Raw genomic sequence first — 12,771 nt, 5'->3', positions numbered from 1 at the left:
GTATGTTGGAAAATTCGATGGGAAACTATATAAAAAAATTACGGGTCGCTAAGGGACTCACACAAAAAGAATTGGCCGAAGAAATCTTTGTTACAAATAGTGCCGTTTCAAAATGGGAACGTGGACTTGGCTGTCCAGAAATCAATACATTGCCACTACTTGCCTCTGTCTTAGAAACCACGGTAGAGGAACTTTTACAAGGGCGTGCACATATCGTGGAGACGCCTCTGACGGAGGAATCCTTTGAAGAAAAAAAGAAATCACCCACGCCACAAACCGACTTGAAAGCCAAAAGAGGAAAGGTTTTCTTTTTTACCTCTTCCATTTTATCGACGGCATTCTTTTTAATGATCATCTTGATCAATGTAATCTTGAATTTTGATTCTGGCTTGACCGGTGTGCTGGATATTGTCCAGCCGCTTACAGTTGCTTGGCTCGGTGCCACAAGCATTATTGGCTTCATCCCATGGCTATTCTTCTATTTAATGGATAGATACCGCCTAGTAATAGATTAACCTATTGGAAAAGGAGCAATGCTCCTTTTTTTGATTTTTCGACAAATAAAAAATCACATTGATGACTTGTCTAAGCCGCCAATGTAACACTGATTTTACTGTCCTCAACCTATTTCTATAACTTGCAAATCATGATGTATTCCTCTTGATTTTCGTCAATAATTTCAAATCCAACTTTTTCATACATCTTCAGTGCGTAATTATCCTTTTGAACTGCCAAGGAGGTTTTAGTATACCCAATTTTCTTCAGCTTTATTAACATTTCCTGCATCAAAGCAGTCCCGATTCCAAATCCGCGATAGTCAGGAGCAATGGAAATCGCAAATTCAGGTGTTCGATCATCGATCGATCCAAATCCATCGATATTTCTGACCCAAACAGCCCCGATTACGCGATTATCACTCTCAGCACATAAACAATAATCTTCCTTGGAATTACCAAAATTTTGAATATAGACATTTACCTCGGGATCATCAAGCACCGATCTTGGAATAAGATGATTCGGGTCACGCTGAAAAATCGCCTGATACAAAAATTCCTTCAGCAGCGGATACTCTGACACCTGTAACTCTCGAATGATGTACTCCATATGTTCCTCCTATCACCTGACTTAGTGAATCACTATTCGAATCAACGCTAAAACAATCAAATGCATCGGGTAAAATCCGTAAAAACCCCATTTTACCCATTGTGGCGAATAGCCCCTCTCTCCATTATAACCCGATAATAACGGGATCACTAATAGCGTTCCTAGCCCTGTGAACACTTGATAGAGAGGATATTTTTGCGGATCAGCGAAATACATCGTCGCTAATACCCATACTAAAAAAGCTGTCGTATAAAAAATCGGCCACCAAATCCCCTTCGAGTTATTCCGCCATCTATAAAAACCAAAAATCAATAATACTCCAATTAGAGGCCAGTCCGAGGATATCGTAGCTAGTGAAAATACGAGTACCAGTATATTTCGTATAAAAGGATTTTCTAGCTGCTCATAAAAAATCAGCAGTAAAAGACCCATTAACAGTGTAAAGAAAATATTATTGACCAATTCAATCGGGCTGAAGGGACGGGTGCCGCTAAACAGCAGATGAAAAGGATAAATAGATAGTAGCCAAAAAACGGTCAGCCTCCCTGCATATTTCCGTCGATTATGTGTATAGTAAAAGCCTTCCACCAAAAGATACGCCATAATAGGAAACGTCAATTTACCGATAAACTCGGTAAAGAAATAAAGTACATGGGACTGTTCATAAAGTCTAAAACCACTGCCGATATGATTTAGTAACATCGCTATAATGGCGATCATTTTCAATTTGAAACCATCAATTGATTTGTTCATTTCACACTACCTCTCAACTACTTCGTAATTTAAGTATGCCATAGTTTATACTGCGATTCCCGCAGTATTTGCAAAAATATTAGAAAATACTTTGTATATTAACTAACTTTATTATTTTCAGTTAAGAATTTTTCCTTTATACTAAAAGTATCAACCGATTGAAAGAAGGTTTAACATGAGACATGCCTTATCTTCTACTAAAAATCGTCAAATAGAAATAATCGAGCTTCTTCGAACATCAAACAACTATGTATCTGTAAAAAAAATAGCTAAAAAAGTTGACGCAGTTCCAAAAACCATTTTAAATGATTGTATCGAAATTGAAGATCAATGGAATGCTATCGTTCAAATAGAAAAAAATTCTGCTGGTGATCTGCACTTAACTGAAAAAGACAATCATACTGTACGCGAAATTTTTTCCGATATCCTTAAAGAATCCCCTACGTTTCAACTATTAGAAATTCTTTTTTTTGAACCAGGAAAATTACGAACAGATTTGGAAAAGGAACTTTTCCTTAGTTCTTCAAGCCTCTATCGACGAATCGTCAAACTGAATGAAGGTTTGGAAATGCGTGGACTAAGAGTTGATCGCAATACACTCACATTGAACGGTGAGAGCGAACTTCATGTACGATTATTCATGTCCAGTTACTTTTTAGAAGTTTACGATATTTACGAATGGCCGTTCCAGTTAGATCAAAAAATGATCTTTGACACGATTGATCGCTTAAACGAAAAATTTGATTTGAATCTGAATTTTCTTCAAAAAACTGAATTGGCTTTCTTATTGGCCGTTAGTATGATTCGACAAGAACAAGGCTTTTTAAGCGCCTCCAAACGGAACACGTTATCTGTAGAAAGGGAAAATCAGTATGAAGCTCCTATCACAGAACTGATGAACTATTTTTCAATCCCTATAAATGAGCAAAATAGAAATGATCTGATTCAAACAATTTTTTGGCATGATTTTGCCTGGGACAATGCCGAAGAAGCGGCCCGCATGGAGCGTTTTTGTGCTACAACACTTTCTTTAATCACCAATGCGCTTGGGATCAGCCTGTCCGAAGCTAGCCGCAAAAACTGCATTGCTTTGCTAAAATCAGTTTATAACTCTAATAAGGCCTACCCATACGAAAGATATATCGCCTACAATCGTGAATTGTATAATAGTTTGAATGTTCAAAGAGATTTTGCTGTCTTCAGTAAGGTACTAGAAAAAACATTGAAGGATCAAGAAGCGAAAACACATTTCCCTTGGTATTCTATGTATTTTCACTTGATTTTGTTTGAACTCTTCATCTATTGGGAGGATTTGCCAGAGCAATTAGACAATTTGCGAAAACCAGTTGCAACTGAGGTTTGCAGTGATTTAGGAGAAAAGCATGCCCAGCTTTTGGCTTATTACTTAGATAAAAATTATCATGGGAAGGTGCTGCTGGATGTGCAACCTGATAAAGTCTACACGAAGCTTGCGTCTGGTTCACTTGAATCCGATCTTTATGTGACAAATTTTTCAACACCTGCAATTCCTGAGGATAGATTATTTGTTGTGGAAGATGTTCCTTCAGCAAAAAACTTGTCTGCATTAGGTCGGAAAATTGAAGAATACCGCATGAATACCTTAATAAGACAACTGGCCTATTTAAATTAGTAGTAAAAAAGTTGATTGGAAGAACTCGTCTTCAATCAACTTTTTTCTTTGTCCCGTTAATTAGCAACCAAACCGTCCAGCTCTTCCAATAGCGTCTTCTCTGTCTCTGCTAAGCTCATGATTTGATCACTCATGGGCTTCAACATAGCCTGATCACCAGTATTACCTAAGCGCCACAAATCCTCCGCCAGCCTATCCCACTCTTCAGCCAATCGCATAAAATTTTCCCCGACGATCTTAACTCCCCTATTGGGTATAATCGAATCAACTTCAATCAGAAATTCACCGTACATCTCGCGAAAAATACCTCCGCCTGTCCCACCATCTTTACTAATCTGAAAGTAATTAGTGATCCCCGCTGTTTTTAATTTCTTTTGATCAAAAGAACGCCATTTTAAAATTTCGCGCGAAAATTTCGCGATTCCATTGATGCCTAATAATTGTGCTGGAGGATTCAGCATACTCTGGCAAGTCTCCTTGATCGCGTCAATGACTGTTGCCGAATTTGGTTGCTCATACGTTGAAAAATCAAATTCTAAATATTTATTATTTGCGGGAAACGGCCGAAAGTTGCTGCTGCGTGCCTCCGCCATTTCCTGATAACTTACTAAATGATAATCACTAGCGATCAGCCCTTTAGGTGTTCGAATCGCATAATCAGAATGATCTCGATCACTCACATAAAAAACCTTTTGCTCTTCATCATAGCCAAATAGAACGACCGCGTGTCCGCCAAAATGGCTGTTCGAATTCAACCCTAAGTATTTCATAAAGGGCATATCTGCATAAATCAGAACAGGATGGCCTTCTTGGATCAGCTCTTTCGTTTTCGAAAGACTGATTTCATAATTTTTGGGTTGCCGACAAACGGCTCTAATCATTAAACGTTCCGCAAGCTTCTTCTCAAAGTCTATCGGTTTTGATCTGCCTGATACCATTGGCGAGTTAGCCAAATTTATATAAGTAAAGGCCAAACCGGACCCGATCCCAAATAACATTGCCTCCGATAATGGACAATCGTAATAAGTAAAAACTTGTTTCAAGGCATTTGTAATACAGTGTTTCCCACCAGCAGGTTGAAACTCTTCAATGATATATCTCATGGCGGTTGCTCCTCTCAATAAAATAAGCAGTCACAATAAGACACTAAATGACTGCCATTTGTACCAGTGTAATCTAAGCTGATTTAGCTACAACAAACCCTGATTCCGTGACCCAATTGTCAGGATTCAGATCTTCACCTGGCGAAACATGACCAATATTGATCATGGGACCTACGATTTTGTACTCGTTGACTTCCAGCCAATTCGCGATTGTTTGTGTAATTTTCGGCATTTGATCGAAGCTGCCGCTGAATACTACCGAAGCCATCGTAAAGGCCGGTGCTTTTATAAATTCGGCCGTTTCAGTATTCGGATATTCCCCAATCACACTTGTTTGAACTTCTACATCTGCGTCTTTTTCAACGTACTCTACATTATGAAAAAGAGTCATATTTAATGGCGGCTGTTTCATTTTAGCTTCGGTTTCTTTCACGCTTTGCTGCAGCTTTTGCCACAGCTCGCCCTCTAGAGTATAATCCGCAAGTATCCCGCGGACACTAAGAACATTTCTTTCAGGAATCTCTTTTACGACAACATTGTACTGATTCATGTCCTGTCCTTCTTTCATGTTTTGTTTAAGAAGGGAAACCATTCGTTGTTTTTTTAACAGTTCATCCAAATCCTCCTGCAATTTCTCCTCTTGAAGAATGTAATGCTGTTCTAAAAAATCCAAATCATTGGTATCAAGAATCTCCTTAATTGTTTTCAATGGCAACCCTGTTTGCTGCAATAATTTGATTTGATTCAAGCGTGACAATTGATCGGCTGAATAATAACGATAGTTCGTTTGATCATCGATCTCTTTCGGCTTTAGAAGGCCTAACGCCGTGTAATGATCCAATGTTCGAACAGTTGTATTTGATAGTTTTGAGAATTCTCCAATTTTAAACATATAGTTCTCCTTCGTCTGTTTTGCTAGCTTACCTATAGTATAGAGTCACACGTAACGTGGGAGTCAATCAAAAAATTGAAAAAAATCCAAATACCCTTGTGTATTACTTTTAGTAATGTTACTATTAGTAATACAAACTACTAGGAGGAATTCTAAATGACTCTCTTTTCAATTATAGGGGCAAGTATTTTTGCTTTGATGGCGGTATTGACACTTTTAGTAACACTCGGTTTTCCATTAGGTGAGTTTACAATGGGCGGCAAGTACAAGATTTTACCCGTTCATATGCGTTTTATGAGCGGCAGTGCGTTTGTCTTTCAAATAATTGCCGCTATCAGCGTCCTCTATGTCGGGGAAGTTATTTCATTGAACATTCCTCTTTCTCTTGCTCGCGGCGTTTGTATTTTCTTTGGTATTTATTTATTGCTAAATACTGGGATGAATCTGATGTCTTTCAGTAAAAAGGAAAAGTATGTGATGACCCCATTAGCTTTGATAGGATCAATCTGCTTTTTTGCAACGGTATTCTTATAATAGAACAAATTCGAGGAGTGAAAGAATGGACATTATTATTTTAGGTTTTCTAATGATTCAAGCCTCTACAATTTATGAGCTGCGACAATCGATTAAACAATCTCTTTCAACCGTCAGCAGCGACAGCACCGGCAGTATCCAAGCTGCCCTAAAGAAGTTATTGAATAAAGATAGGATTACTTTTAAAGAACAAGTTGAAGGCGGCTTAAACAAAAAAGTCTATTTCATTACAGATAATGGAATAGAGTATTTTCAACAAGCCATTGCTCAACCCATGCTTTATAAAGAGAAGAATATGGAACTGAGCAAGTTCTTCTTTATGGGTTTTACTGATAAAACCAAACGTGATGATCTGTTAGAAAAATACATTCAGACGTTGGAAGAAGAATTGGCTTCCTTAGAACAGATCAATGACTCTATCGGTTCTCGCTATCAATTTGACGATGCTGTGATAATGGAGTTAAAAGAACGCGGCGGTGCTGTGGATTATTTGAATCTGGAGAATGTTAAGGACATCGCTCATTTTCAATATGCTACGTTGGATCTCGGGATTGAAAAAGCCAAATTTGAAATCGAATGGTTTAAAAAATTTAAAGCGCGTTTATATCTAATGGATTCAGATAAAAAAGGAACTATTGAAAAATAGCTCCTTTTTTATCTGAATAATACTGAAATTTTGAACAGAACAGCCTGCTAGTTCAACATCCGTGCTACCATCTTCGGCGACATGAAAGTCTTCTCAGACAGCTGTTCAATGGATAAGCCCGTCGCGTGCAGTCGTTTCATCATGACCTTCATGTCCTCGCCAACTTCAATGATATGCTTATCTGGATCGTAAAGTCGGACAACTTTTTGTCCCCAAGGCATCTCCAAGTCTTCTCCTACACAGTCTACCTCTAATGCTGAAATTTTTTCGATAAAACCATCGAAGTCCTCTTCTTCAAAATACATTTCTGCGTCATTACCGTGGTAAGTGAAAAAATTACTCGTACAATTTGTAAAGGTTGTCCATGAGCTTTCAGTCTGTAAAGCTAAGCCGCCAGTCAAAGTGACATTCTCTCCTAAATCAGCGATCACTCGAACACCAGTCACTTCCGTGTAAAATTTCTTTGCCCGTTCAATATCCTTTACTACTAACATTGGTCCTCTAAATTTCATCGGTTTTCCCCCTAATAATTTGAGTTCCTATTAATTTTATCATGAGGGGAATTTCGAATACTCGCAAACTTTGCCCGATTATGCGAGTTTTACTCGTTTAATCGACCGCAAACCCCATTCTTCGTTTTACCTCGAGCGTATTCTCTTCACTAGTCAATTTTTCTAATAGGCGAAAAGCCACGTCCAAGCCCGTTTCAGGCGATGAAGAAGTAATGATATTTTGGTCTTCTACAATCCGTTCATCTGATTTCACTTGAACACCCATTGCACTCATTTGATCCTGTCGGGGATTATTTTTGAAACGATAAGTTGTTCCAGTACGCCCCTTTAACACGCCGCTTTTAGCAACTGCTAGACTGGCGACACAGACAGCAGCAATCGGTTTATTCTGCTGATCGAATTCTCGAATGACCGCTAAGAACTCTTCACTAAAGGCATCTTCATAAAAGTTCGCCTCTTCAAAACTTCCAGGAATCGCTAAAGCATCAAACTCCTTCAAATCGATTTCTTTTAACTGACACTTGGGGATACAGGAATACCCCCAAGTACACTCTAAAATAGGGTGTATACCAACCGAGACCAGTTCAGTTTTCTGATTTCCTTCATACAGGTTCCAGCCAAATACATCCGTAAACACACTGGCTTCATAGGATTCAAAACCATTGGCTAATAATAGCAAAATTTTTTTCATTTGAGTTCCTCCCTTTCGTTTCATTTATGATAAGGTATAACTATTCCAATCTACAGTTTGTTTTTAAAGTTTTTAGACCCATTTACTTTAAATAATTAGGAATTTAGGCCCTTTTACCTAATAAAAGAAAGGCAGGAACAAGATGGACGATACGGATAAAAAAATATTGAACCTTTTAAAAGAAAACGCCCGAGTGCCTTATAGCGAAATCGCTCAACAGGTTGCGCTTAGTTCTCCCGCTGTTAAAGAACGGATCACTAAGATGGAAGAATTAGGAATTATCGATAAATATACGATCAACATCAACTATCAAAAGATGGGAAAAAGTATTACAGCCTTTATCTTATTTGAGACAGTCAATTGCAAAGCGTTTCGTGAATTTTGCTCCAACCAGAAAATGGTCATAAAATACTATCGTATCGCGGGTCATTATAGCTACCTAGTTAAGGTTGTCGCGGAAAACATGGCACTTTTAGAAGGATTCATTGATGAGACGATGCATTTTGGCACCCCTTCAACCCATATCGTCTTCTCATCTGCTGTGAATGATTCGGTAGAATAGAAAGAGCCGCTCATTCTTTCTGAGCGGCCCGTTCTTAACTTATTTTAAATGGTGGATGCTTCAGGGCTTTTTCTGCTAGCCCAATCAGGAGCTGCTGGTTATCATCCGCGGCCACACGATTGGTTTTCAATGTACCGCATGCTCGACAGCGATGAATGATCGCCCATTCCCCGTCCGCTTTTGACCAAATGCTGATTGGTTCCATCCGCCCCTTGCACATGGAGGAACGATCCCCTGGGCGGTTATCTACATGAAGACTAACTAAACAGTGCGGACAATGATTTCGATGTTGACTGCCGGCGCTTTCTGGATTCGCTGGCAGCCCGCATTCTTGGCAAATAAAGCTCTCTGCACACGCCGTAATCTGATAATTGTTTTTCAATTGACGAACCGATTTGCTGAGCTCTTTCAGCCATGCTTCTTTCTTCCGTAAATAGGCCGTTTTATCATTAATATATTTAGCTTCCGCATGAAGCTTCAAGTAACTTTCCCAACGCTCTGATGACAATTCTCCATCGCGCAAAGCTTTCTTGATGGCACAATTTGGTTCGCTTTGATGATGACAGTCTTTGAACTTGCATTTGCAAAAATAGGCTTCGACATCTGCAAAACTTTCCTCTAAGCCTTGACTGACATCCCACATTCCAAGCTCCCGCATTCCTGGTGTATCAATCAGCTTTGCACCATTGCCCAGTTTGAATAATTGACGATGGCTCGTCGTATGACGGCCACGCCCATCTTTTTCACGAATCTCTCGCGTCTCCATGACTTCTTTCCCTAATAACCGATTAATCAACGTCGATTTTCCGACACCCGATGAGCCAACCAAAACAGCCGTTTTATCTGGCTGAAGGTAGTGAGTCAATTCTTCCATCGCTTCGCCAGTTCGAGCGCTGATTGCATGAACCTCAGTCCCTAATGCGATATTTTGAGCGGCTAAAAGTTGATCCGAATAGCTGTCCGCTTGATCAATCTTTGTTAATAGAATGATTGGGATCGCCCCAGATTGCCAAGCAAGTGTCAAATAACGTTCTAAACGACGCAGATTAAAATCACGATTCAACGACTGTAAAATAAAGACGTAATCAAAATTAGCAGCAATCAATTGTTCGTTGCCCTTGAAAGAATCCAACCGCGACAAATTCGAAGTGCGCGGCAAGGTTCGCATAATAATACTGTGATCCATTTCGTGCCAATCGACAGCCACATAATCCCCAGTGGTCGGATAGACCTCTTCGCCATTATCATAGCGGCTGCGTTTCACACTAGCTAAACCTGTTCCCATTTAACTAGTGATCTCAAATAAATCTTTATGCACAGCTGTAATTTGGGCAATCATTTCAGCTGGGTGATTTTCGATACTTCTTGTATTCATATAGTTGTTTTTCTCCTATCGTCCTATTCTTTCTGCTTCTTAGTGAACTTTTTATTTCCGATAGCATACATCGATCTCCTTCTATTATTCTTGTCAGATGTCATCCAACTACGCCTTTAAAAACTCGTTGTTTGACCCTATAAACATTTAGCGATACCTGCCGCGAAAATAAACACTTCACCTAAAAGACTATAAAAAGAACGACAAAAAAAGACGATAGTCATACTATCGTCTTGAGAATACACGCCTCTCATTCATTCGACAGATACCACTTCCACAAGCACACCAAATAAAGCTAGGCTTATTCGGCTATTCAGCTCATTGATTAGATACCTGTGACACTCACAAAACATACTCCATTCGTTAATAGGTGTTTGATTTATTTTCACTATCAGTATAGCAAATGCTGACAAAACAAATCAACTTAAATTGAATTGTGATCATATGCCATCTCATCCAACAGCTTCAAAATCTTTCGTGCAAGGGGATAGAGAACCGAGCCGCCTCCAATTACCGTCATCTTGACAACTTCCATCACTTCTCTACGTGAGACTCCCGCTTCTTGGCATTCCTCCAAATGGTAAAGAATACACTCTTCGCATTTTGACATGATCGAAATGGTTAAGCCAATTAGTTCCTTTTGCCGCTTATCAAGAACATTGGCTTGATAGGTTTCCGCGTCAAGTGCACCAAACTTCTTAAAAAATTCATCCTCTTGCGCTAATCGTTCATTATAGCGTTTTCTTTCGCCGCTATTCTCCAAATCTTTTCACCACCTTTTTATCTGCCATTTAATCATACAAAAGTTTCTTAACCACTTCAAAAAGAAAAGCAGCAGCTGATCACTCAACTGCTGCTTGGTCATTCTAGTCTGTGGTAAGCTCGATCAAGTTCCCTTCTGGATCTTGAATCACCGCTTCATAATACCCATCGCCTGTCGTTCTGGGACCATTTAATAGCGGGAATCCATCAGCCAAGAATTTTTCAACGTACGCATCTACATCCTCTTTAGTCCCAACTGAGATCGCCAAATGAGTATAGCCTAGACTATCGGCCACTCGGTTCGATAAATGCTGCTTAGACGTCAATTCCAAGCGACTGCCTGAATCGAAGCTTAGAAAATAGGATCTAAAGCCTGTTTTCTTATTGTGATAAAGCTCGGTACTGCTGACACTAAAATATTTCTCGTAAAACGTCTTCATGTTTTCTAGATCTTTGGTCCAAATTGCTACGTGTTCAATATGCATATTTTTTATTCCTTTCTAAAACCAATTGTTTACAACGCTATCTTTTAATAAAGCGCGGTTCTTTAGCCACGTTTATCATTCCCTGATCCGATAAAATATAATCAATCACTGCTGGTCCGATTTCTGTTGGCAGAAAATCAATCGTAGAAAAGTTTAACAGCTGACTATACGATTGATTGCCTTCGCCAATAATCTGATAATCCTGTTTATGCGTCATCCCCAATTCGCCTAAACCGCTAATGATTCCAGCGGCAGTATCATCAGCATTCGCATAGATTACTTCAGGAATCGGTAAATTCTTGAAGGTTTCTTTGGCCCAAGAATAGCCGCTCTCATAGTCTTCAATTCCAGTGAAGAAATTTTGCCCTTCAATCACTTCGCCAAAGTATTTCTGATAACATTCCGCTTTATCCTTAGCACTGGTACTCTGACTAAGGTCTCTCTTATTCGTAAAAATGACTTTGGTTACCCCTTGTTCAGCCAATTCACAAAATAAACGATCATAAGCCTTTTTCCGATCTGGAAAAATCATCGGAATCTTTGGATTGGCAACCTTTTCCGTTGAGACGATTCGCCCTTTCGACTTAAGTTTGGTCCAATTATCCAAATTGCTGGCGCGAGAAGTCAAAACCAAACCGTCGATCATTCTTTTTTCTAATAGTGAGTAATACTCATTTTCAGTTTCCTCGTCATAATAAGTAGGCAACAGCAACACTTGATAGCCTTTTTCTCTAGCATGAAACAGCAAACTATTGACTAAACGATCATAACAGGAGTTGTTATAGGGCAGTGTTACACCTAACGTATAATTTTTCCCATTACTCAATTTTACTGCATTGCCGTTGACCACATATCCTGTTTCTTCCATAGCGGCTTGGACTCTTGCTCTGATATCCTCTGAAACATACGGGTGATTATTGATCACTCTTGATACCGTCGTTTTAGACACACCTGTCATTGCGGCGATATCTCGAATATTTGCCAAAACTATCACCTCCCTATTTATTTTACAGTATTACTATATGTTATGGGACGCGTCCCATGTCAACACATTATTGTTAAAATAGTGGTCTATTTAACGGCCAGTTGAAAGCTTTCGTCAATTAGTTCTTTTATCTTCTCAAAAGAGATGGAGCCATCTAAACAAATCGTAAACCAATGTTTCTTATTCATATGGTAGCCAGGAAAATAGTTTACTCCATCTACCAGCATTTCAATTTTCTCAGGTTCATTTCTTAAATCTAAGACTTCAATCATCTTTTCTGAGCCTAGACCAAGCTTATTTTTTTGAACAGTTAATATGGCACCGTACCATTTCCCACTATCTGTTCTTCTAAAAATAGCGTTACTAGGTGTTTTTGGCCATAAAAATTCCAAATCATTTTGATACGTGTCCTGCACATAGTTGATGACTCTTTTCGTCTGTTCATTTTTAAAAACATCTGTTTCAAAACACTGATCGGCAATTTCTTGCAGGATTGCTTGATACTCGTTCTTCACGGAACCGACAAAAGAGCCGGCTGCCGAAGTTTTATGAAGTATGTATTCTTCACCGCTGATTATCTCAATTAATTGAGTTGTAACCTTACCAGAATTTTTGATTGTGACCGTTAATTGGAATTCGCCGCCCATAATCGTTGTCTGATAGGTATAATGATCATTATTTTTTCTAAAACCATAAGTCAGTTATTTCTGATTATT

At 39.0% G+C, this 12,771-nt stretch carries 16 protein-coding genes; 5 read left to right on the top strand and 11 right to left on the bottom strand.

The features are described from left to right. The first annotated feature begins 2 nt into the window (after window positions 1–2). Window positions 3–515, top strand: a complete 513-nt coding sequence (locus IGI38_RS03750; RefSeq protein WP_438726879.1) for a helix-turn-helix domain-containing protein — start codon at window positions 3–5, stop codon at window positions 513–515. A gap of 115 nt (window positions 516–630) precedes the next feature. Here IGI38_RS03750 and IGI38_RS03745 read toward each other — a convergent pair whose 3' ends face one another. After that, window positions 631–1,104: a GNAT family N-acetyltransferase gene (locus tag IGI38_RS03745; RefSeq protein WP_438726876.1), complete on the bottom strand. Its 474-nt coding sequence runs from the start codon at window positions 1,102–1,104 to the stop codon at window positions 631–633. A gap of 21 nt (window positions 1,105–1,125) precedes the next feature. After that, window positions 1,126–1,857 (bottom strand): TraX family protein, encoded by a 732-nt coding sequence (locus tag IGI38_RS03740; RefSeq protein ID WP_438726873.1) that lies wholly within the window; start codon window positions 1,855–1,857, stop codon window positions 1,126–1,128. Between the two features lie 175 nt (window positions 1,858–2,032). On the opposite strand from IGI38_RS03740, the gene IGI38_RS03735 reads away from it, so the two are divergent. Continuing rightward, window positions 2,033–3,508: a helix-turn-helix domain-containing protein gene (locus tag IGI38_RS03735; RefSeq protein ID WP_438726870.1), complete on the top strand. Its 1,476-nt coding sequence runs from the start codon at window positions 2,033–2,035 to the stop codon at window positions 3,506–3,508. Between the two features lie 56 nt (window positions 3,509–3,564). On the opposite strand, the gene IGI38_RS03730 is transcribed toward IGI38_RS03735, so the two are convergent. Together IGI38_RS03730 and IGI38_RS03725 are read right to left on the bottom strand one after the other, a co-directional pair. After that, on the bottom strand, window positions 3,565–4,611 hold the full coding sequence (locus IGI38_RS03730; protein ID WP_438726867.1) for a BtrH N-terminal domain-containing protein: 1,047 nt from the start codon (window positions 4,609–4,611) through the stop codon (window positions 3,565–3,567). Between the two features lie 73 nt (window positions 4,612–4,684). Further along, window positions 4,685–5,503: a MerR family transcriptional regulator gene (locus tag IGI38_RS03725; protein ID WP_438726864.1), complete on the bottom strand. Its 819-nt coding sequence runs from the start codon at window positions 5,501–5,503 to the stop codon at window positions 4,685–4,687. Window positions 5,504–5,659: 156 nt separating this feature from the next. Here IGI38_RS03725 and IGI38_RS03720 point away from each other — a divergent pair, with 156 nt between their 5' ends. After that, on the top strand, window positions 5,660–6,037 hold the full coding sequence (locus IGI38_RS03720; protein ID WP_438726861.1) for a hypothetical protein: 378 nt from the start codon (window positions 5,660–5,662) through the stop codon (window positions 6,035–6,037). Between the two features lie 25 nt (window positions 6,038–6,062). Next, window positions 6,063–6,683: a PadR family transcriptional regulator gene (locus IGI38_RS03715; protein ID WP_438726858.1), complete on the top strand. Its 621-nt coding sequence runs from the start codon at window positions 6,063–6,065 to the stop codon at window positions 6,681–6,683. 47 nt (window positions 6,684–6,730) lie between these two features. Here IGI38_RS03715 and IGI38_RS03710 read toward each other — a convergent pair whose 3' ends face one another. Both IGI38_RS03710 and IGI38_RS03705 read right to left on the bottom strand, forming a co-directional pair. Beyond that, window positions 6,731–7,195: a VOC family protein gene (locus tag IGI38_RS03710; RefSeq protein WP_438726855.1), complete on the bottom strand. Its 465-nt coding sequence runs from the start codon at window positions 7,193–7,195 to the stop codon at window positions 6,731–6,733. Between the two features lie 97 nt (window positions 7,196–7,292). Further along, window positions 7,293–7,886 carry a DJ-1/PfpI family protein gene (locus IGI38_RS03705; RefSeq protein ID WP_438726852.1) on the bottom strand — a complete coding sequence of 198 codons (594 nt, stop codon included), beginning with the start codon at window positions 7,884–7,886 and terminating at the stop codon, window positions 7,293–7,295. Between the two features lie 142 nt (window positions 7,887–8,028). On the opposite strand from IGI38_RS03705, the gene IGI38_RS03700 reads away from it, so the two are divergent. Then, window positions 8,029–8,448: an Lrp/AsnC family transcriptional regulator gene (locus IGI38_RS03700; RefSeq protein ID WP_438726849.1), complete on the top strand. Its 420-nt coding sequence runs from the start codon at window positions 8,029–8,031 to the stop codon at window positions 8,446–8,448. A gap of 34 nt (window positions 8,449–8,482) precedes the next feature. Here IGI38_RS03700 and rsgA read toward each other — a convergent pair whose 3' ends face one another. The 5 genes from rsgA to IGI38_RS03675 form a co-directional block, all read right to left on the bottom strand. Further along, window positions 8,483–9,733 carry a ribosome small subunit-dependent GTPase A gene (rsgA, locus tag IGI38_RS03695; protein ID WP_438726846.1) on the bottom strand — a complete coding sequence of 417 codons (1,251 nt, stop codon included), beginning with the start codon at window positions 9,731–9,733 and terminating at the stop codon, window positions 8,483–8,485. A 514-nt stretch (window positions 9,734–10,247) separates the two neighbouring features. Beyond that, entirely contained in the window at window positions 10,248–10,586 is a 339-nt protein-coding gene (locus tag IGI38_RS03690; RefSeq protein WP_438726844.1) for a carboxymuconolactone decarboxylase family protein, read from the bottom strand. Window positions 10,587–10,689: 103 nt separating this feature from the next. Continuing rightward, window positions 10,690–11,070 (bottom strand): VOC family protein, encoded by a 381-nt coding sequence (locus IGI38_RS03685; protein WP_438726841.1) that lies wholly within the window; start codon window positions 11,068–11,070, stop codon window positions 10,690–10,692. A 37-nt stretch (window positions 11,071–11,107) separates the two neighbouring features. Continuing rightward, on the bottom strand, window positions 11,108–12,055 hold the full coding sequence (locus IGI38_RS03680; RefSeq protein WP_438726838.1) for a LacI family DNA-binding transcriptional regulator: 948 nt from the start codon (window positions 12,053–12,055) through the stop codon (window positions 11,108–11,110). Window positions 12,056–12,141: 86 nt separating this feature from the next. Further along, entirely contained in the window at window positions 12,142–12,702 is a 561-nt protein-coding gene (locus tag IGI38_RS03675; RefSeq protein WP_438726835.1) for an MmcQ/YjbR family DNA-binding protein, read from the bottom strand. Window positions 12,703–12,771: the final 69 nt, after the last annotated feature.

The sequence above is a fragment of the Enterococcus sp. AZ128 genome, assembly GCF_051714485.1.
In the GTDB taxonomy this organism is placed as follows: Bacteria; Bacillota; Bacilli; order Lactobacillales; family Enterococcaceae; genus Enterococcus_A.
Note: the sequence above shows the minus strand (reverse complement) of the source record. Positions and strands in the feature narration are given on the sequence as shown.